Here is a 19,508-nt window from a genome sequence, read left to right as displayed (position 1 = left end):
CTTGCCTTCACGGTCTCCCCCGGTGTGTATCAGCTTGTGGAATCGACGGTCATTGGATCGGCGGCGCGAACCACGCCTGCAGGTCGGCAAGGATGTGCGCGGTGCCCGGGCTCGTGTTCTTGATCCGCACCGTGCCGCCGGTGCCGACCTGGACCACGGCCAACCCGGACCGGGCGCTGGTGGCCGGATCGGGATAGTTGACGAGCGACGGCACGGGCTCCGCGGCCCCCGCCGGCCAGGCGCGCAGGAAGCCGCCCGCGGTGTTGTTGACGACGGTGAGGTTGAGTACTGCCGCCGAGCCGGCCGGCACGCTGAGCGGGACGTCGACGACGGCGTTTGCCGCCACCGGGGCGCCGGGGCTGAGGCGGGTGTCGAGGACCCGGGTGCCCGCCATGGCCCTCAGCCCCCAACCCGTGGTCTGGCTAGCTGTGTAGTAGCCCTCGGCGGTGAGCACCAGATGGATCGACGAGCCGCCGTGGTTGGTGAACGTGGCCCGCCCGGCCGAGTCGAGCCGGACCGCCAGGCCGTGCGCGAACGTGCCGGGCAGGTAGTCCATGACGCTCTTTTCGCCGTCGGTCGGTGCACGCGCCCCGAGCCAGCCGTGTCCGGTCGAGCCGGTGACGATCACGTCGAGGAAAACGGCGGCGGCACCGGCCGGCACGGCGCCGCCGGTCAGCGTGAACGTGCGGCTCGCCCCGCTGGGGAGCGCGCCGCCACTGGTGCGCGTGTCGACGAGCCGGCTGTGCGCGACCGGGACGAACCCGCCGCCGGTCGTGCCGAACGGCGCCGTGTAGTAGCCCTGCACGTCGACGGTGATATGGGTGTTGCCAGAGGCGTTGTAGACGGAGAGCTTGCCGCCGGCCCGCAGCGGGACGACGGCCGTGTTGGAGATGACCTGGCCCGGCGCCGTGTTGACCATCGACAGCGGGATGGGGCGGCTCGTGCCCTCCGGAAACAGCGTCAGGTAGGTGGCGTTGACCGGCTGCACGGCCGTCACGTCGACCAGCACCGCTCGCACGCCGGTGGCCGGCACTCCGCCCACCCCGGTCACCTGGAAGCTCGTGACGCTGCCGCCAGCGCGAAGGCCGGCCGGCGCCCCGAGACCGATGCGGGTGTCGAGCACCGACGCGCTGGTCGCCAGCCGCACGAAGTCGCCGCCCCGGATCGCCTGCTGTATCCACGGCTTGATGTCGTCGAGCCGGACCTCCGTCGCGCCGTTGCGGGTCTCGGTCTCGTTGAAGCAACCACCCTGCCAGGTCGTGCTGCTGAGCGCGACGACCTCGACCCCGCCGGCGACCTCCCGCAGCGCCGGGCCGCCCGCGTCGCCCCGGCAGACGCCCGGCGGCGCGGCGCCGGTGCCGGCAATGTCCACAGTGGTCGACGTGGTGCCCTGCACGGTGAACGGGGCGGTGCTCAACCTGTCGGGCACCCACTCGGTGGCGGTGCGCCCGAACCCGGCTACCCGCAGCACGTCGCCCACCGCCGGCGCCGTGGTGCCGATCTTCGCCGGTGCGACGTCGATCACCGGCTTGGCCAACCGGGCCAGTGCCACGTCGCGGTCGGTCCGTGGCACGATGTCGATCACGGTGCGCACCTGCCCACCGGAGCCGACCAGCAGGTCGGCGCGGCCGACGGTGACCGTGGTGGGCTGCGCCGGAGGGCCGGAGGGGACCGGCTGCCCCGCCTCGCCGAAACAGCTCGCCGCCGTGACGATCCACTCCGGGTCGATGAGCACACCGGAACAACCACGCACGTCGCCGATCTTGACGTCCGCCACGAAGTCATACGCCCCCTGGGCCGCCGCGGTGCCGCCGGCGATGCCGAACGCCGGGGCCGGCGTCAACGCCCCGACGACCGCCACGACCCAGGCCAGCAGGCCAGCCATCCATACCTGCCGGAACACGAACCGCATCTCAATCTCCCCCGCGCAGCACCGACGCGACCGTCCACTGTGGGCAGGGAGGGCAGACCGATCCCATGGTGAAGCCCCCGTGCGTCACATAGAAGGGAACGCATCCATGAAGCTAGAGGACGACACCGGCAGGACGCTGCCCCGAGCGTCTAAATTGGACGGCATATCCGATTAGCGTGTTTACCCTCTGGGGGACAGCCGTTACGGTGAGTGTCTGCGCCGCCGATCCCCACCCAGCATCCGTCTGCCCGGTCAGTTCATCGGCAGGCGCGCGCCGAGGGTGTTGAGGCCGGTGCCGCCGGCGCCCGGATAGAGCCACAGCCGACCGGCGTTTCCGTCGAAGGCAAGCAGGTCGTGGGTGCCACCGGCATCGATCCGGCCGGCCGCCAGTTCCGTCATCACCGCCCAGCCGCTCAGGCCGATCTCCACCCGGGCGCCAAGCGTGTTCAGCCCCGTACCCGAGGCCGTTCCCGGGTACCGCCACAGCTTGCCCGTGGTGCGGTCCAGCGCGATCAGATCGTCGCGGGCGTCCTGGTTGAAGGCGCCCGCGGTCAGCTCGCTCATCACGGCCCAACCGCTGCGACCGATTTCCACCCGGGCGCCGAGCGTGTTGAGCCCCGTACCCGCGGCGGTCCCTGGATAGAGCCACAGCTTCCCTGTGTCCCCGTCCAGAGCGACCAGGTCCTCGTACGCGTCGTGATTGAACCGGCCCGCCGCCAGCTCACTCATGACGGCCCAACCGCTGCGACCGATCTCCACCCGGGCGCCCAATCCCGTGCCGGACGCCAAGCCCGGATACAGCCACAGCTTCCCCGTGTTGCCGTCCAGAGCGACCAGATCGTCGTACTCGTCGTGATTGAAGCGTCCGGCCGTCAGCGTGGTCATCACGTTCCAACCGCTGCGGCCGATCTCCACGCGTTCGGCGAACCGCCGGCTCTCAGTCGTGCCGGGGAAGAGCCAGAGCCGCCCGGTCGCCGGGTCGGTGCCCAGCAGGTCGTCGTTGTCGTCGGCGGTGAACTCACCCATCGTGAGCCGGTCGACCCCCTGCGGCTGGGCAGCCGTGGTCTGCCGGATCCAACCGGCCAGATCGTCGACGCGGGCCTCGACCGCCTCCCGGCGGGACTCAGTCTCGGCCAGGCAACCGCCCTGCCAGGATCCACTATGGACGGCGACCAGCTCGAACGTTCCGCCCGTCAACTCCCGGAAGGCCGGTCCGCCGGCGTCGCCCTTGCACGTGCCCGGCTGAGCCGGATCGGCCACACCGACGTCGACCGACGTCGCCGCGACCGCTTGGACGGTAAGTGCCGGGGCGTGCAGCGTGCCCGGTGCCCATTCGGTCGCCGTACGGCCGAAGCCCGCGCCCCGCAGCGTCTCGCCGATCACCGGCGCGGGCCCGAGCGTGGCGACCGGCACCTGCGCCGCCGGCGTCGCGAGCCTGGCGAGCAGTACGTCCCGGTCCAGGCGCGGAACAAGGTCGACGACGGTCGTGGCGTGCCCCTCCGTGGAGGCCAGATCCAACCGCCCGACGACCGCCGTCGTCGCCGCGGCCGGGGGACCCGCCGCCGCGCCCTGGCCGCCGGTCTCGAAGCAGCGCTTCGCGGTGAGGACCCACTCCGGGTGGACCAGGACGCCCGTGCACGCCAAGCCGCCGCCCTCGATCCTGGCCACCGGCCGGTACCGGTCGCCGGTCACGACCGGCCCCCCGCCGGTGGCGGCGGGCGGCGCCGTGCCGGTCAGCCGCAGCTCCACCAACACCGCTTCCGGCGGCTCGTCGCCCGTGCCCGGACTGATCGCCACGAACTCGTTCGGGTCAACCTCGTACGTCCGCTGCCCGTCTGGCAGCTCCGCCGTGGCGCGCAGCGACACACTGCCACCCCGCACCCCGAACGTGCCCGGCACCTCCAACGACAGGTAGCCCTGCGATCCGATCGTCCGGAAGCAGTAGTAGACACCGAACGGCGCCTCGTCCAACCACTTCTCGACCTGTATTTCACCGGTCGCGCATTGCTGCTCGCCGAACGGCCGCGACGTCACGAACAGGATGTGCCCGTCGCCCTTGGACACCCGCAGGCCGTGCTGCGCCAGGATCTGCTCGGCGCCCGGGTACGAGAAGTCCTCTACCACCGACGGCGGGGCATCGCCGTCCGCCGACACACGCGCGGGTCCGCGGGCCGCGACGTCAGTCGGTGCCGCGGTCGCCGGGCCTCCTGGCTGCACCAACGAACCAATCAGCACCAGCACGGCAACCATGGCGACATCGCGCACCCATCGGCGACCAGTCGGTCCAATGTGGAACGATACAGCGCGCGTCGACGGCAGTGAATCCACCGCAACCCCCCGTGAACGGTGAACCGGACCAGACCCAGGCAGGCTATCGACCACCGTCGCTGACCACAAGGGGTGTCCGGTCGCGGCTGATGCTTGACACTCGCGGGGTGTCTCGGCAGAGCGTGCACACCTGGCTGAGCCGGTATGCCGAGCAGGGTTCGGCGCGGTTGGCGGATCGGTCCCGGCGGCCGGATTCCTGCCCGCATCAGGCCTTGCCGGAAGTCGATGCCTATGCCCCACGGGCCGGGCATCGGTCCACAGCCTGAACCGGTGGCCAGCGGTCACAGTCCCGCAGCACCTGCTGCCCCCTGCATCGCGTCCCCGGCTGGGACTCAGACGTCGGCTTCGAGGGCGAAGGTATTGCCGTCTGGGTCCTGGAACCAGGCGATACGTCCACCGCCGGCCCGGGCAGTGATCCCCTTGGCGTCGTGTTCGAACTGGTCGTAGCGGACGAACTCGACACCGGACGAGACAAGCTCGTCGACGACCCGGTCGATGTCGTCGACATACCACGTCGCCAGCGTTGCCGCGGTCTTCCCGGCAGTGTCCGACTGATACACGTTCAACGCTGGCCCGCCACCGGAACCATAGACACGGCTGCCGTCGGCGATGTGGGCGCTGGGGCCGGACTCCAGCACCTGCAAGCCCAGCTTGCCTTCGTAGAACCCAATCGCCTTCTGTATATCGGACACGGCGATCGAAGTCCTGACGTGATACGCGCTCAAGGGCATGAACCACCCTCTCACACCCGATCGATGGGCCGGTTCCGCTGCCCAGAGCGCCTCTCCGAAGGCATCAGCGGACCCGGTGCCGGCAACTTCCCCCCGGTCACCTTCGGTGACGAGCGGATCGCGGCTACTTATCCGTGCGTCAGATCAAGCTCGGCCCTCATCGCGGGCCTGACGCGCGGCGTCGCGCCGGCAGGTACGGGAGTGATGTGCATCGTGCGTGTCCTCCTCCGCGGAACCGGGAACACCATGCAGGACAGGCATGAAGGGGATGCGGAACAGGTCTTGGACGCCTGAGTCCGGCCGTTCGTAGCGTCAAGCCGTGATCTCTCGAGCCGAGGAGGAGTGGACATGGCTACCCAGATGCAGGCGGTCGTCGTTCCGAAGGTGAACGCCCCGTGGGAACTACAGAACGTGGACCGGCCGGAGGCCGGCCCCAACCAGGTGCTGGTGCGCGTCCACGCCTGCGCGATCTGCGGCACGGACGTGTGGATGGCGAACGGCACGTTGTCGTTCCGCGAGTTCCCCCTGGTGCTCGGGCACGAAGGCGTCGGCGAGGTGGTGGCCGTGGGCGCCGGTGTCACCCAGCGCGCGATCGGCGACCGCGTCGGCCTCCCGATGGTGCAGAAGCGGTGCGGTAGGTGTGATTTCTGCCGTGAGCAGCACCCGAACAGCTTCGTCACCGCCGCGAACTGCGCGGCCCCGATCCTCACCGGCGTCAACGTCGACGGCGCGCACGCGGAGTACATCGTCGCCGACGTCGATGGGACCGTACTGCTGCCCGACGGGGTCTCGTACGAGCTCGCGGCGCCGACCCTGTGTGCCGGCTTCACCGTCTGGGCCGGCCTGCGCCGGGCGGAGGTCAAGCCGTCCGGTCGGGTCGCCGTGGTCGGCATCGGCGGACTCGGTCACCTCGCGATCCAGTACGCGACGGCCGCGGGTTACCACGTCACCGCGGTGACCCACAGCCCCGACAAGGAGGACCTTGCGCGGCAGCTCGGCGCTGACAAGGTCGTCGCCGACGGCGCGGGGCTCAAGGCCGCCGGCGGCGCTGATCTGATCATGTACACGGGCAGCAACCACGCGGCGCTCGCCAGCGCGATGGACGGCCTGCGTCCGTGGGGCAAGGTCGTCATGATGGGCATCGCCACCGACGAGCTGACGCTGCCCGCGCTGCCACTGGTGTCGAACAGCCACCAGATCATCGGCTCCGCCCACAACGGCTACGAGTACCTCGTCGAGGCGCTCGACTTCGTCGCACGCGGCGCCGTCAAGCCGATGATCGAGCTCTTCCCCAAGGATCGCGTGGCCGAGGCGTACGACAGGGTCGCCAACGGCGACGTCCGGTTCAAGGCTGTAGTGACCTACTGACTCTCCCTATCATGTGTGCATGGCGGACCTCGACCTCCGACTGGTGCGGTACTTCACGGTCGTGGCCGTTCATCAGCACATCGGCCGGGCCGCCGCCGAGCTGCGCGTCGCGCAACCGTCGCTGAGTCGTCAGATCCAGCGGCTCGAGGAGCAGCTCGGTGTGCGGCTGTTCGACCGCACCGCACACGGCAGCCAGCTCACGCCGGCCGGCCGCGCCTTCCTCGTGCAGGCGAACGAGCTGCTCGGGGCCGCCCGCCACGCCGTCACGAACGTCCGGGCCGCCGCGACGTCGGGAACGATCACCATCGGCTACATGCCCGGCCTGCCGATCACCCCGGCGGTGCGCGACCTGCGCGAGCGCCACCCCGACGCGGAGATCCACACCCGCTACCTGACGTGGGAGGACACCCGGTGCCTCGCAGAGCACCGGGTCGACGTGGTGATCGCCTGGCAGCCGTTCGTGTTCCCGATGGAGGGTTACCGCGTGACGGTGCTGTACGAGGACCCCCGGCTGCTCGTGGTTCCCACCACGCACCGGCTGGCCGGGCGCACGTCCGTTACCTTGGCCGACTTCGCCGACGAACCGCTGGTGGAGTTCCCGATGCCCGGCGCGTCTGCGGAGTGGCGGGCCTTCTGGTGGCCGGAGCGTCCGGACGGCGGCCGGCGCCCGGTGGGCCCGGCCGTGCACACCGTGCAGGACAAGTTCGAGGTGGTCGCGTGCGGCAAGGCCGTGATCATGCATCCGCGCAGCGACCAGAGCGGCCTCCTCCGCCCCGACCTGACCTCGATCCCGATCGACGACCTCCCGCCGTGCCAGGCCGTGATGTTGACCCGCCCCGTCGAGGAAAACACCATGGTCGACGAGTTCCGCAGGTCGGCGCTGAGCTGTCTCCCCGGCTAAGGAGACGACGTCAGCGCCCGGGCGATGTGACCGGCGGCAGCCGGGTCGGTCAGGATCGTGTAGTGGTTGCAGTCGGGCACCAGGTGAGCCCTGAGCGGGCTCTCCCGGGTCCAGTGGTCGACCAGCGGACCGCGACCGCGGCCACCGCCAACGGCAACTTCGAACTTCCCGTGCCGCAGCGCCGACCGACCGCCCAACTACTCGCCCGCGGACTACGCGCCACGCCACCCGAAGCGGACCTATCCAGCTGGCTCCACGGCCTCGACGAAGCCCTCGGTCTAACCCAGCTCGGCCGGCAGAGTCCGCAGCGGCGTGACCGCAACGCCATCGAAGATTTGAAGCAGGCGGCTGAGCACCACACATTGACCATCGGCGACATCGCCGGCGCCCTCCGTACCGGCAAGATCACCCTCACGACCTACCACGCCGCCAAAAGGCGGGAATGGACTACGTCATCCTCCCAGGCCTCATCGACGGCCTCATCCCGCGCAAACGCTGGAACCGAACAAACAACGACTGGATCCTCACCAAAGACAGCGACTACGAACAAGCCCGATCCAGCTTCTACGTCGGCCTGACCCGCGCCAAACGCGCCGCAATCCTGATCGAAGGGACACTCTGGCACAGCTACAAAGGCATACTCAACCAGTCGACCCCTTCAACATTCGTCAGCTCTATCAGGAACACGCCGCGCCAGCCGTGCTTCCCGGTGCAAGCAATGGCCGGTGACAACGGTCAACGGTATCGGCCGCTGCGTGAAGCTGGGGCTGCAAAGGCCGAGCCCAGCACGCGCGTACGCGCCGACGACTTGGGCCATTGATCACACTCGACTCCATGCCCCCGTTGCTGCCCACCTTGCCACGTTGCGCGCCCGTGGGCGAGGAAGTGGTCTCAGAGTCAGACGTGCAGGAGGGGCAATACCGCACAAAAGGATTTAAGCAAGCTGGCGCCGACGTCAGAGGCCTTGAACTGGGGATTAGTTAATGCTCGGCCAACGGCTCCCATTGAGGGCCGGAGAATGGCGCATACCCGCTAGGCTGATCCGCCGACATCACCGTCATCGCAGCAGCCATCGCGGCGTGCGCCAGCGCCGCCGGCCGGCCCCACCGCACCGCGACCACCAGCCACACCAGCGACGCTGCCGCGGCGTACCCGGCCACGAACGCCGCCGCACCACCAGTGCCATGCCCATGGTGGCCGGGCACCGCCGTCATCCACGCCATCGCCGCCGCGAGCGCCGCGTGGTGCGCCTGCCAGCCCGCACCGCCACCACTCGCAGCGCGAACCAGAACGCGACCACCGTGAACAGGCCCGACTGCAACCAACCCGCGACAACCCCGCCCCGCCACCATCGCCACGACCATCGCGATGTGGCCGGCAAGCGACACCCGTTCCACTGCCATACCAAGACTGATCCGGGCAGCCCCACCGATTCCTCGCCGACGACTGCCGGGCGCCGCACTGGCGGTTGAGCGGCGGGCCGGCCGAGCAAGAGCGATCACCAGCATTGCCTGACGACTTACGAGGAACCACCCGGATGCGGCAGATCCGGGCGTTTCCCGGTGTCAGCGATGGAGGCGGATTGGCCTGACGATGATCTCGAAGGACGCCCGGGGTGCTCGGCAAGGCCGAGGGTCAGATCCATGGGCTTCGTCCGTCCTACAAGACCTTATAGTTTGCCCAGAGCCTGTCGAAGATGGGGCGCACGGTTCGCCGTTGCTCAGGGGTCAAGTTGACGTCTTCCTCCTCCAGCCGGTCGAGGAGTTCCTGCCACACCATCTCCGCGTCGTCGAACGGCATGTGCTCGTCGTGCTTCCACGTATCGAAGGAAAGATCGATTCCCTCGAACCAGCCTTCTTCGCCCTCACCGTCGTTCCACGGGAAGGTCGGAAGCTTCTCCGTCACGGACGGAGTGTATGCAAGACGGGCTACGTCGACGAAGTCCGACGACACCGGGCCGCGCCCTGGCCACTGCCTAGCAACGCGCGCTCATCGGCAGTTGAGCGTCCTCGCTCCGTGCGTTTCGGCGTGGCTGGCAGCGTCGCGCGGCGGACGGGCGAAGCGCTCGATTAGCACCACTGGGCCTAGCGGGAGCGCAGCCGCGTGCCCGTCGAGCCGCAGCAGCAGGATCGGCAGGAGGACGACGAACGCAGCATGGCAAGCGGCCCGCGGCCCGCTCAGGCGACCAGACCCTTCCGGTCGGGTTGACGCCGCAGCTCCCGCAGGACCCCGTGCCGCTTCAAGCCCCACGCCAGGCGCCGGGGCGTGCCGATGCCGCACGAGCAGAACCACGGCGTGTCGGATGAGCGCCCAACGCCGGCCCTGGAACTGGTTCTCCGTCGCCTGCCAGATCACCGCGCGTACGGGTGCGGATTCGAGCACGGCGCGGATCTCGGCGCGGACGCCGCGGTCGTCCAGCGCGGACTGGATCGACCGGGCCAGCTCCGGGCGGTCGGCCAGACTTTCGGTGATCCCGGCGACGAGGCCGTGCCGGACATCCTCGGCCTCGAGCAGCAGCAGCGTCGCACGCCGGATTCCCCGTGGCGGGACGCTGGCATTCCGCCATTGTCCGCCTAACCGACGCGGCGCAGGACGTACACAGGACCCACCGCCGACTGCCCGCCGGCCACGACCGGAGCTGCGGCATTCGTCGCCGCCTGTCCGGAGAGCGGCGTAGCCCGGCGTTTGCCGTCCCCCCGATCCGGGGCATCACTGGCTCGACCCCTGATCGAGGAAGTGGCATGGGATGGCTGCGGGACTGGCTGCGCCGGCGTAAACCGCCTCAGGACGTAGCGGAGCGGCTCACCGGCGCGGGCCTGTTTCGGGTGCACACCGAGCGGGTGCCGCTGACCGACGCGCAGACGGTACAGCGGTGGCTACGCCAACTCGACCCCGACCTGGACCACCAGGTGCACATCCGCCGGCCGTGGGGCGTCATCGCGGCGGTCACCGACCGCCGCAACCCGGTCGCCGTGGTGATGTCCGACGTCGAAGACCGCAGCTGGAGCGCCTACCCGCCGGGCGGCGACGGGCACGCAGAGCTGACACCAGACCAGATGGAGCACGTGATGCTGGACGCGCTCACGTCAGCAGAACGGCCCGCCTGGCCGGACTGGCGGCGCCTCGACTGAGCTCCACGAGCCGGCGCAGGTCCGCCGGCACCTCCCAGCCGCGCAGCCGGTCACCGTGGAACTGCCGTACCCGATCCATCGTCATCGAACCTAGAACGGCCGGCAAACCCCGGGTTACCGGCGGCTCAGCGCCGCAGGTCGGCGTCAACCTCGCGCAGGTGGCGCAACGCGATACGTACGAGCCGAACAGGCCGGTGCTCTCGTACGGCACGCCAAGCGGGCAGCACCGGCAACGTCCCGGCCACCGCCGTGGGCGCGACGGTCCGCGGAGTTAGGCGTCCCGGGCGAGACTACGGCGGCGGATAGACACGGTCATCGGGTGGAGCAGCGTGTGCGTTGTCCGGGCTTGACGCAGACCAGACCAGCCACCGTGAATAAGGCGAACACCTCGATTCGAAGGTGACGCCGTTAACCTGTCCGCCCTGCCGCTGCCGGATCCAGTAACGATTCATTCACCTCCTCACGATCAGGTCCTCACGCGCCCATTGAACGATCGTTGTCGCCACCTGCACGACGATCCGGCCCTCCTCCGCCGTGGGCTCGCGGCGGTCCTTGCGGCGTGTCGGTCAGGGTTGGGGTAGACGAGGCGAAGCATCCCGACTAGTGCCTCCACCGGCCGGAAAGGCGGTGTCTTCGCAGGGTCGGTCTGGTTGAACAGCAAGCCGACATCCCATTTGTCCCCTTTGCTACCAAGCTCACCGACGACTTGGCCGATCTTCGCCTGGTCCTGCTTCGGCACGACGATCGGCAGCAGGATCGCCTCCACCGCCTTGATCGCATGGTCCCAAGCATCGGACGGGTCACCATCGCGGTCGTACGCCTTGTCCCATGCCTTCGCCAGCTCCACGCTGGCCACATCGGACGGAGACGACGCGAGGACGTATGACTCGTGGGCCGTTGGCTCAGCTCGCCTCACCAGACCACGCTCCGTTGCCATCCAGATCGAGCGGGCGTAGGCGAGCTGGCGCTCGACCTCCTCGTGCGGCGGCGGCGGCCGGAAAACGACGGTCCCGTCGTTGAGCACGAGGATCGTCTGGTGCACGACGTCGAGCAACTCCTCGTCGCCCCTGTCGAGGTAGTCGATGACGTAGCCGAAGGCACTCACCGTCCCGCCGGTCTCGATCGGCAGATCGAGCGCAGTGGCAACCGCGCTCGCGCGCTCGGAGCCCTTCGGGGGGTCATACAGGTACCGCTTCAGCCACCCCTCGACGAACGCCTTGAAGGCGGGACTGACCTCACCCCGCCTCTGCCCCGGCGCAGAGCCGTTTCGTGGTCGCGGTCCCGGGGGGAAACTTCGAAGGACGCGAGCAACGTGATCTCCTTCGGCAGGTCGACCTAGACACGACCTGCGTACCAGGTGCTTATAGAGGCTCCACGAGCTTGGTGGGGAAGGGGTTCTCGCAGCCCATGAGCTTGTCGGCCCGGGTGTGAGGGGCACCGGTTCGATCAGTTGACGCAAAACTCGTTGCCTTCCGGGTCCTGCATGATCAGCCAGAATCCTTCGTCGTTGTCGACGCGGCGGTAGATCGACCCGCCAGCAGCTACGAGCTGGTCCCCGACTGCCTCGATCCGGACCCGGCGCTCTGCATCGGGCACCGCGCCGCCGGCCTTCACATCGAGGTGGACCCGGTTCTTTGTGGTCTTCGGTTCGGGGTCATATAGGAAGAATCAGACATCTATTGCGAAGTGCATAGGGCAACCTTGACAAACCAAGAACCGAACCAGTTTCAAATTCCGGCCAACGTCAGCACGTGATCGAATCCGCGAAGCTGGGCCGGCGAACTCGTCATCGGTAGCACCAGGGCCGGTATGCCGGCGGCCACGGAACCGCCGTCGCCGCTGGGATGGTCGCCGACCATCAGCGTCCGATCTGGCTGTGCCTCCAGGGCATCGAGTGCGGTGCGCCAGATCTGTACATCGGGTTTGACGAAGCCGACCTCGTAGGAAAGTACGAATGCATCGATGTAGCGGTCAAGCCCGTGCCGGGCAAAGCATTTGCGAATATCCCAGCCAATGTTGCTCACCACGCCAAGGCGAATACCGCGGGCGCTCAGGGCGGCGAGAGTGGATGACGTGTCCGCGTACGGCTCGAGTGCTTCGGCGTGCGTTTGGTGCAGGGCTCGCGCAAACGGCAGGTCCACCCCACGGATCTGCCGCAGGACAGCCAGAATCGCCCGGTCCCACACCTGCGGGTCCAAGTCGCGGGCAATATGAGCAGGGTCCGTGGCCGTTGTCCGCAACAACTCAGCGAAATCCGCGGCGATGCGCTGAGCGTCACCGGCGGCCACCTCCCGGCCGATCAATGCCGCGGCGCTGCCGACCCAGCGGTTAGGGTCTCTGGCGAACAGGGTCCAAGCGAAGTCGAACAGGACGGTTGTCACGGGTTTCGAAGCCACCAGGTCACCCTAGATAAGCAGGACGACTCCCGTGGGGCCATGATGCTCCTGACTGCACTCGTGATGCGCAGGGACCGAGCGTGTTCTTGGAGGAGATCGGGCACGGAAGTGCCAGGACGTCAGCGAACAGACCGTCATGCAGGTCGCGGCGGCCTGGAGCCTGGACCCGACCACCCTGCACCTGGTGGAGTCGAGCCTGCGTACGGGAATCTGCGGCACGATGGCTGGAAAGGCGTAGCATCCGGCTCAAGACTTCACGACTATGTCCGGGCCGAAGTTCGCGAGGTCGTGCACGGCAGGCCCAAGTGCAGGGGCCAAGCGCTACGCGAACCGACTAGACCCGCTCGGTGGGGTCAGGTTTCCCCTCTGGAACGCGTAGGAAGAAGATGTCGGGACGGTGGCCCTGCTTGTCAACCAGGGTGCGGCCGGCGTTGCGCTGCTGCTCGGGGATCTGGTTCGCGTCGGCCCACTCCTGCCAGGTGGTGAAGCCGTCCGGTGGGCCGTGCGGGAAGTCGTAGCCAGGTAGCGCCACCATCCAGAAACGAGCCAGCCGGTCCGGATCGGCGCAGTCGAACACGATGTGGATGTCGGGAATCATGCGCCCGACCGTAGTCCGGACCGCGGACCACCGCGGCCCTACCGGATGGGCTCCACGCCGTGTCAGCAACGGGGTTGAGGGTGCCCCACGGGCCTTCCTGGTCATGACGGTTCGGGTTCATAGGCGCTGGGCGCTGGCTGACCAGGCTGCGGAACCCGTAGGCGGCGCGGGCGATGGCTTTGACGACCCGGTTGGCTTCGGAGCCGGCGTCCGTGCTCCCGGTGTGCTGGGATGCGTTATAGATCAACCGACTTTGCAATCGGCCTGGCTACGGACCTTGTCCCATCCGCCTTAATCTCGGACAACTCCTGCGACGCCAGCGGCGCCGCCATCATCGCCATTGCGAGAGAGAGACGGTGCGTGTTCAGTAGGTTCGGGTCTCGATTGCCATAAAGTCGAGAAGGCCGCTCGCTGGTATCGGCTGCGGGCTGATAGTGACAAAGTTGATCGTGGCCTTGGGCGGCAGCGGTTGTGGGTTCAGGGCCACCAGTCTGATGCGCGCTCCCGGTGGGAGCGGCTGCGGATTGAGTGCGACGAGATTGATCGTCAGTTCTGGAGGCAGCGGCTGGGGGTTGAGCGTCAGGATCTCGATCGTCGCATCGGGCGGCAGCGGTTGTGGGTTCAGCGCCACGAGGTTGATCGTGGCGTCGGGCGGCAGCGGTTGTGGGTTCAGCGCGATGAGGTTGGCGGTCGGCTGCTCCATCGACTTCTCCTTTCCCGAGAGCATGGCAGAAGCGTACCCGTGCGGGTGGGGTTACCGGTTGAGACGCGGGTCAGCCTCTGCGGCGAGCCACCGATTTGGCCAGCCGCGGCCCGGGTTTGGCGTCATTCCGGTGGTTCCGCCCCCCCGGCGCCGGTCGGCGGAAAGTGACTACGGCGACTCCGGTGCAGACCCACCACCCGCACCTATCATTCGCACCTATCATTCGCACGAGCCGCGAAGCCGTGCCTATCCACGTCGGACTCGCTCGGCGTAGGGACCGCCCCGTGCCGAACCGACAACCTGCTCGTTCCAGGCGATGACTTTCGCCTCGCTGGCTCGTCTGTACTAGTGACACCCATACGATGAGGAGGAACCATGACGGGCACCAGCCTGAACAGCATGCTGCTGGCCAGCGCGGACCCAGATCGGCTGCGGTCCTGGTACGTCGCCGCGCTGGAGCCGCAGGAGAGCACCGAGATGGACCAGTACCGGGTGCTTCGGTTCGACGCGTTCAATTTGATGATCGACAGCCGCGCCGACGTGGGCGACAAGAACCCCGAACCCGGCCGGGTGATCCTCAACTTCGAGGTGCCGGACGCGCGAGCGGCTGTGACGCGCGTCGACGAGCTGGGCGGGGCCTGGCTGGCCGAGATCGAAGACCGTGACGGCAGCCTCTTCGCGACCGCGATCGACCCGGACGGCAACTATGTCCAGATCATCCAGCTGAGCGAGGAGCACCGGGCGGCCATGACGCAGAAGTGAGCCCGTGCCCGGGGCAGGCCGGCCGCCGGCGCGTCAACATAGCGTGTCAGACCCGCTGTACCACCGCGAACACCAGCAGGGGCGGCGCCGACCGCAACCGGCTTGCCCTGGGCTTCATACTTGGCACTCAGCTGCTGGCCGGAGAGCTGGCCACCGCCGGGTGGGACCCGCGGGCCGGGGTTCGCCAGTATTATCAGCCGCGCCATGCCTGAGCTAGGCGGCGGCACGATTTGTACCAAGCTCCCGACGCACTCTCATCGACTATGATCGAATGTTGCGCCCAGGCATGAGCATCTCGACTCGGACGTGGAAGCTTTCCGCTACGCTCGCGCCCGGTAAAGATCATGGGCCGTGGCACGCGAGTGATGTTGACCGCCGCGTGGACCGGCGGTCGCATCATCCGGCGGGCCAGCCCATGACCGCCCGACCAAGGCGGGCCATCGAGGCAGCACACTGCCCGTTCGAGGCCGACCCGGCCGTGCCCGCCGACCCCCGATCACCCATCAGCACCGCGTCGGGACTGGCCTTGGATTTGGATGGATGGATGGTGGGGTGTGGCGGTTGAGCGTGGACACGTTCTGCGCTATCTGGTGCGGGTGTTGTCACCTGCGCGGCTGGAAGTGGTGTTGGGCGATGTAGTCGGCGACGGCATGGCCGAGATTGATCGATACGATGCAGCCCCAGATGTCATCACACGGTCAACCCCCACGCGCGGTCCCGGAAGCTCAACGAGCCGGGCGGGCCAGGGGCCAGGAGTAGGTTGCGGTAGGCGGCCGTCCACGACGGCGTGCCTTCGGGTCCGGACTGTCGGCCTGCTGCATCATGACCGGAAGCCGCCATCGGTAAGGTCTGGGACGGAGAGGCCGGTCTCGGCGAGGGTCCTGGCACCGGGGATGCTGCTCGGTTGCGGTCGATCGGGCCGGCGAGTCCTGCTGGGTACAACGTCTTCGACCGAATGGGCGCGAGCTGGCTGCGGCCAGCGTGGCGACGTTGAGGTCAGGGCCGGTAGCGGTCCTGTTCTGGCCGGCGGAGGCAGGTCAAGCCCGCGCGCTGTCATCGACAGTCGGCTGTTTGATGGTGGCGTGGCCGTGTTTTGCGATGTCGACTACCCGGCTGGCAAGATCGTATCCGTCCGGAGCCTGGCAGTTCTACCGCGAAGACGCTGATGCTGCGTGGTTCGCGTGGGTGGTGAGGTGGCTGGCATCATGGTGCCGCTACCGGGCGCGGCTCCCACCCGTCGTTCGCGGTGTCCGCCTACCCCGACGGCTGCGAAGACGACGAGCAGTCGCGATTTCGCCGAGTCGGCGGGCGGGGACCCCGCCGGCATCCACCGTCGACCGCCTGTGCAGCTTCGTCACGGATCGTCGCGACCGCCGCCGGCGAGAGGATCACCCGACCGATCTAGGCCACACCGGTCCTCGCAAGGTAAGGAACCGGACTTGTGCGGTCCCTGGCGCCACTTGACGGGCCGAGCGGTGTGGCGGCGGCTCAGCCTCCTGGCACTCAGTCGTGGTCACCGCCGTACAAGCTGCACGGCTGTCGCTAGGCGACCAGACCTCACACTCCAGCTGAGCCACTATCTGGCGGAAGCGTAATATTCGTCCACGATGGCCGCGGGAATCCGGCCTCGGTCCGACAGTTCTTTACCCTGTGTGGCAGCCCACTTCCGGATGGCTTTGTTCTCCTCCCGGCCACCGGCGCGGCGCCGGTCGGCCGTTGCCCGCCGTCCCGGTGTGGGCGCCCCCGCCCGGCCAAGACGAGTACCGGCATCCTGGTAGGCGGACAACAGGGTACGGAGCTTGCTCGCGTTCCTGCCCGATAGGTCGATGGAGTAGTCGACCCCGTCGAGTTTCCCGGAACACCACCCCGATCTGCTGAGCTGAATCGACACACACCAGCAACCGCAGGCCTCGGTTGTGACCGCCAGTACCCCTATCGCCGAACAGCGACGCCCTCAAGCACAGCCACCCAAGACAGCCATACAGGGTCACCGACCGGTCTGCCTTCTCCGAGGCTTTGCCGAACCTTCCCGGCTCCCAAGCCAGTGCGTCGGTACCGATCGCCAGCCTCCCCCGACTCCAAGCAGGAGTACCAGGACCAGACATCGTCGGCGCGTTGCAGCTCGGCGTCGCCAACGAGCGGTCACCGGTGGGTGCGGGGCGTGATCCGCATGGGGCTCGGCGCTGACCAAGCCGGACTGGGCAACCGTGACCCGGCATCTGCACGCCATGGGGGCGGTGCGACATCTACGATGCGATCTTGTTCGAGGACACCTACCCTCGACAACGATGAAACATCGCAGCACACGTGGTTGGTGCGACGGGCCGGTCCGCGGTGAGCGGACCAGCACCCACCCCAGCGGCATCACGGTCGAGTACGGACACTGCTCCCGCTGCGGCACCTCTTTCCGGCGGGTCACCGACTACGGCGACTGCGGACTACTCGACCTGTCCGCCCGGCCATGGATCGAGATAACCCCGGCCGCGCCGGCACCGTTACCGCCTCCACCGAAACGGCACTCGCCGAGCAACCGCACCAGGCCGCCCACACGGGTTGGAGCTACCCGGCCCCGCCGCTGAGCTGCTCTCCTCCACGGCCGTCGTCGCGCACGACCAGGTCGACGTCCGGCCGCGTTGGAGTGAAGGATGGATCCGGCGCTGGTGCCAACGCTGTTGGCGTTGTCGAACCGGACGAGCAGGATGATCCGATGTCGCCGTTACGGTGGACGACGAAGTCGTTGTCGAACCTGGCCGAACAGTTGACCGCTGCGCAACCGCGCACGCGCAACTCAAGGCAAGAGCGTGCACCTGATCTTGCCGCCAGCACCGCACGGATGGCGGCTACTTACGTACCTGATCTTGCGGGCGTCGGTGGGCGACTGCCGAAGCAGGTACGGCGCCCTCACATGCGGGCGTAGCGGGCGATGATCACGCCGGTGGTGGTCGTAACGCTACGCGTGAGCTGAAACCCGGTCCGCGGCGCCGGGCCTTCGAACAGCCGACTGCCGCTGCCCAAGGTCATCGGGTGGATCACCAGCGTGTACTGGTCGACCAGCCCGGCGGCGTGCAAGGTGCGCACCAGCGATGCACTCCCGATGATCGACAGATCCCTGTCCGACTCAACCTTGAGCTCGGTCACCGTCTCGACCGCGTCCCCACGCAACAACACCGAGTTCTGCCACGCATCGACGTCCACCAGACTCCTGGACACGACATACTTGGTCGCCGCGTTCATGTGCGTGCTGAACGGGTTGCCATCACTCGCGCGTCCCCAAGCCGTGACGAAATCCTGCCAGGTGCGGCGGCCCAGCAGCATGTCACCCGGCGCGCTCATACCCATACCCATCTCCCGGGCCATCACACCGTCCCAGTACCCCTGGCCCCAGCCGCCGTGCATGAATCCCCCGCGAGTGTCCTCGTCAGCCCGGCCCGGGCTCTGCACGACACCGTCGAGCGTGACACTCATCGTCACCGTGATCGAACGCATGGAATGCTCCTCGGTCTGCGCAGCCCGCCCCGCTCGCGAGCCGTCAATTCCCAAACGAACGACCACCAACCAACTCGACACACGCCAAGAATCTGCCGGACGAGACGCCAGCGTCCGGCCTAGGCTTGATCGCGTGGGAGATCAGGCGCTTCGCCTCGGTGTGCTCACACCGCGGGTGCCGCCGGCCCGAAGATCGAGTTCGCGGCGATGACGGGCGCGCGGTGGAGACCCAATTCGCGCGCGTCTCGGCGAAGGCGTCGTCGAGCAGCGGCGGCCGGGTCAGCAAGTGGGCTGCGGCCGCCATGGCCGCCGCCGGTGCAGCTCACCGCGATAGCCGCCGCCGAAGACCTTGCCCCCTTGAGCGGCCACTGACCCTGACGACATGGTCCGTCGGCACGCCCTGTCGGCGGCAGAAGAGTATATCGATCTTGAATGGAAACGCGGCATGCCACCCGGGTCGCGGCCCGGCTCTTCACCACGAGAAGAAAGCGCGGTTGCGACCACGTTCCCTCGCTCGCGGTGGTTCAGTCCACTTCGTTGACGGCGGCTTCGTAGTCGCAGCCAACCATTGACTTTCCGATGAGGGCGATTACTTCGTCAAGTTGGGCGCGGGCTGTGGCAAGTTGGGCGATCTGCGCGTCAATCCGTTCTCGTTCGGCGGCCAACCGGGCCCCGGCCTCCGCAGGGGTGATCTTGGCGCCGGCGCAGGGCAACAGCTCGGCGATCGTCCGGCTGGACAGGTTCGCTGCAAAGAGAAGCTGGATGAGCCTGACCCGGTCAACGGCCATCTTCGGGTAGTGACGCTGACCCGTGCGGCTGCGCTCGGAATGCAGCAGCCGCTGCTGCTCGTAATAGCGCAGTGACCGCGTGCTCACACCTGAACGAGCGGCCAGTTCCCCGATTCGCAAAGTGATCACCGCCACAATTCTTTGCCTTTGACATCAATGTCAACTTTTAGCGTACCGCCATGCACATTTCCGGAGCGATTGCCCTGGTCACCGGGGCCAACCGCGGCCTCGGCCGCCACTTCGCCGCGCAACTGCTCGATCGCGGCGCCGCCAAGGTGTACGCCACCGCCCGCCGTCCCGAACTCATCACACTCCCCGGCGTGGAGGTCCTGCCGCTAGACATCACCGACCCCGCTTCAGTGGCGGCCGCCGCCCGAGCTGCCAGCGACGTCAACTTGCTGGTC

The 19,508-nt window shown here is 68.0% G+C and carries 19 protein-coding genes and 2 pseudogenes; 8 read left to right on the top strand and 13 right to left on the bottom strand.

Going from position 1 to position 19,508, the window contains the following annotated elements; genetic code table 11:
* Positions 1 to 49 precede the first annotated feature (49 nt).
* The 3 genes from ACTMTJ_RS41755 to ACTMTJ_RS41745 form a co-directional block, all read right to left on the bottom strand.
* The gene (locus tag ACTMTJ_RS41755) at positions 50 to 1,912 is read right to left on the bottom strand and encodes a S1 family peptidase (RefSeq protein WP_441224305.1); all 1,863 of its coding nucleotides are present in this window, start codon (positions 1,910 to 1,912) and stop codon (positions 50 to 52) included.
* A 252-nt stretch (positions 1,913 to 2,164) separates the two neighbouring features.
* Positions 2,165 to 4,036, bottom strand: coding sequence for a S1 family peptidase (locus tag ACTMTJ_RS41750; protein ID WP_441224304.1), 1,872 nt, complete (start codon positions 4,034 to 4,036; stop codon positions 2,165 to 2,167).
* A gap of 536 nt (positions 4,037 to 4,572) precedes the next feature.
* On the bottom strand, positions 4,573 to 4,971 hold the full coding sequence (locus ACTMTJ_RS41745; protein ID WP_441224303.1) for a VOC family protein: 399 nt from the start codon (positions 4,969 to 4,971) through the stop codon (positions 4,573 to 4,575).
* A gap of 348 nt (positions 4,972 to 5,319) precedes the next feature.
* Between ACTMTJ_RS41745 and ACTMTJ_RS41740 the strand changes: the two genes are divergently transcribed.
* From ACTMTJ_RS41740 to ACTMTJ_RS41730, 3 genes are all read left to right on the top strand, one after another.
* Positions 5,320 to 6,339: an alcohol dehydrogenase catalytic domain-containing protein gene (locus ACTMTJ_RS41740; RefSeq protein ID WP_441224302.1), complete on the top strand. Its 1,020-nt coding sequence runs from the start codon at positions 5,320 to 5,322 to the stop codon at positions 6,337 to 6,339.
* A gap of 19 nt (positions 6,340 to 6,358) precedes the next feature.
* On the top strand, positions 6,359 to 7,240 hold the full coding sequence (locus tag ACTMTJ_RS41735) for a LysR family transcriptional regulator (protein WP_441224301.1): 882 nt from the start codon (positions 6,359 to 6,361) through the stop codon (positions 7,238 to 7,240).
* Positions 7,241 to 7,682: 442 nt separating this feature from the next.
* Positions 7,683 to 8,060 carry a hypothetical protein gene (locus ACTMTJ_RS41730; protein ID WP_441224300.1) on the top strand — a complete coding sequence of 126 codons (378 nt, stop codon included), beginning with the start codon at positions 7,683 to 7,685 and terminating at the stop codon, positions 8,058 to 8,060.
* A 160-nt stretch (positions 8,061 to 8,220) separates the two neighbouring features.
* Here the strand turns inward: ACTMTJ_RS41730 and ACTMTJ_RS41725 are convergent, their stop codons facing one another.
* Positions 8,221 to 8,643, bottom strand: a complete 423-nt coding sequence (locus tag ACTMTJ_RS41725) for a hypothetical protein (protein WP_441224299.1) — start codon at positions 8,641 to 8,643, stop codon at positions 8,221 to 8,223.
* Between the two features lie 256 nt (positions 8,644 to 8,899).
* Positions 8,900 to 9,145: a hypothetical protein gene (locus ACTMTJ_RS41720; RefSeq protein ID WP_441224298.1), complete on the bottom strand. Its 246-nt coding sequence runs from the start codon at positions 9,143 to 9,145 to the stop codon at positions 8,900 to 8,902.
* Between the two features lie 366 nt (positions 9,146 to 9,511).
* Between ACTMTJ_RS41720 and ACTMTJ_RS41715 the strand changes: the two genes are divergently transcribed.
* Positions 9,512 to 9,817, top strand: coding sequence for a hypothetical protein (locus ACTMTJ_RS41715; protein ID WP_441224297.1), 306 nt, complete (start codon positions 9,512 to 9,514; stop codon positions 9,815 to 9,817).
* Between the two features lie 164 nt (positions 9,818 to 9,981).
* The gene (locus tag ACTMTJ_RS41710) at positions 9,982 to 10,371 is read left to right on the top strand and encodes a hypothetical protein (RefSeq protein WP_441224296.1); all 390 of its coding nucleotides are present in this window, start codon (positions 9,982 to 9,984) and stop codon (positions 10,369 to 10,371) included.
* Positions 10,372 to 10,837: 466 nt separating this feature from the next.
* Here the strand turns inward: ACTMTJ_RS41710 and ACTMTJ_RS41705 are convergent, their stop codons facing one another.
* The 5 genes and pseudogenes from ACTMTJ_RS41705 to ACTMTJ_RS41685 all read right to left on the bottom strand — a co-directional run bounded on the left by ACTMTJ_RS41705 (position 10,838) and on the right by ACTMTJ_RS41685 (position 14,068).
* Positions 10,838 to 11,476, bottom strand: a complete 639-nt coding sequence (locus tag ACTMTJ_RS41705; protein WP_441224295.1) for a hypothetical protein — start codon at positions 11,474 to 11,476, stop codon at positions 10,838 to 10,840.
* Between the two features lie 341 nt (positions 11,477 to 11,817).
* Positions 11,818 to 12,012 (bottom strand): annotated as a pseudogene (locus ACTMTJ_RS41700) (VOC family protein); the annotation flags it as partial.
* Between the two features lie 86 nt (positions 12,013 to 12,098).
* Positions 12,099 to 12,767 (bottom strand): HAD family hydrolase, encoded by a 669-nt coding sequence (locus ACTMTJ_RS41695; RefSeq protein ID WP_441224294.1) that lies wholly within the window; start codon positions 12,765 to 12,767, stop codon positions 12,099 to 12,101.
* Between the two features lie 334 nt (positions 12,768 to 13,101).
* On the bottom strand, positions 13,102 to 13,365 hold the full coding sequence (locus ACTMTJ_RS41690) for a VOC family protein (RefSeq protein ID WP_441224293.1): 264 nt from the start codon (positions 13,363 to 13,365) through the stop codon (positions 13,102 to 13,104).
* Positions 13,366 to 13,729: 364 nt separating this feature from the next.
* On the bottom strand, positions 13,730 to 14,068 hold the full coding sequence (locus ACTMTJ_RS41685; RefSeq protein ID WP_441224292.1) for a hypothetical protein: 339 nt from the start codon (positions 14,066 to 14,068) through the stop codon (positions 13,730 to 13,732).
* Positions 14,069 to 14,443: 375 nt separating this feature from the next.
* Between ACTMTJ_RS41685 and ACTMTJ_RS41680 the strand changes: the two genes are divergently transcribed.
* Entirely contained in the window at positions 14,444 to 14,830 is a 387-nt protein-coding gene (locus ACTMTJ_RS41680) for a VOC family protein (protein WP_441224291.1), read from the top strand.
* A gap of 1,576 nt (positions 14,831 to 16,406) precedes the next feature.
* Here ACTMTJ_RS41680 and ACTMTJ_RS41675 read toward each other — a convergent pair.
* A complete protein-coding gene (locus ACTMTJ_RS41675) occupies positions 16,407 to 16,721 on the bottom strand; it encodes a histone-like nucleoid-structuring protein Lsr2 (protein WP_441224290.1) in 315 nt (104 codons plus the stop codon).
* A gap of 757 nt (positions 16,722 to 17,478) precedes the next feature.
* Here ACTMTJ_RS41675 and ACTMTJ_RS41670 point away from each other — a divergent pair.
* A pseudogene (locus ACTMTJ_RS41670) lies at positions 17,479 to 17,594 on the top strand (ISAzo13-like element transposase-related protein); the annotation flags it as partial.
* Between the two features lie 137 nt (positions 17,595 to 17,731).
* Here the strand turns inward: ACTMTJ_RS41670 and ACTMTJ_RS41665 are convergent.
* Positions 17,732 to 18,316 (bottom strand): dihydrofolate reductase family protein, encoded by a 585-nt coding sequence (locus ACTMTJ_RS41665; protein WP_441224289.1) that lies wholly within the window; start codon positions 18,314 to 18,316, stop codon positions 17,732 to 17,734.
* Positions 18,317 to 18,840: 524 nt separating this feature from the next.
* Positions 18,841 to 19,224, bottom strand: coding sequence for a MerR family transcriptional regulator (locus tag ACTMTJ_RS41660; RefSeq protein ID WP_441224358.1), 384 nt, complete (start codon positions 19,222 to 19,224; stop codon positions 18,841 to 18,843).
* A gap of 59 nt (positions 19,225 to 19,283) precedes the next feature.
* Between ACTMTJ_RS41660 and ACTMTJ_RS41655 the strand changes: the two genes are divergently transcribed.
* On the top strand, positions 19,284 to 19,508 hold a 225-nt coding region (locus tag ACTMTJ_RS41655; RefSeq protein ID WP_441224288.1), incomplete at its 3' end, for an SDR family NAD(P)-dependent oxidoreductase.

The organism is Phytohabitans sp. LJ34 (genome assembly GCF_052068095.1).
Lineage (GTDB): Bacteria > Actinomycetota > Actinomycetes > Mycobacteriales > Micromonosporaceae > Phytohabitans.
The sequence above is the reverse complement of the archived record's forward strand: the minus strand, read 5'-3'. Positions and strand labels throughout refer to the sequence as shown.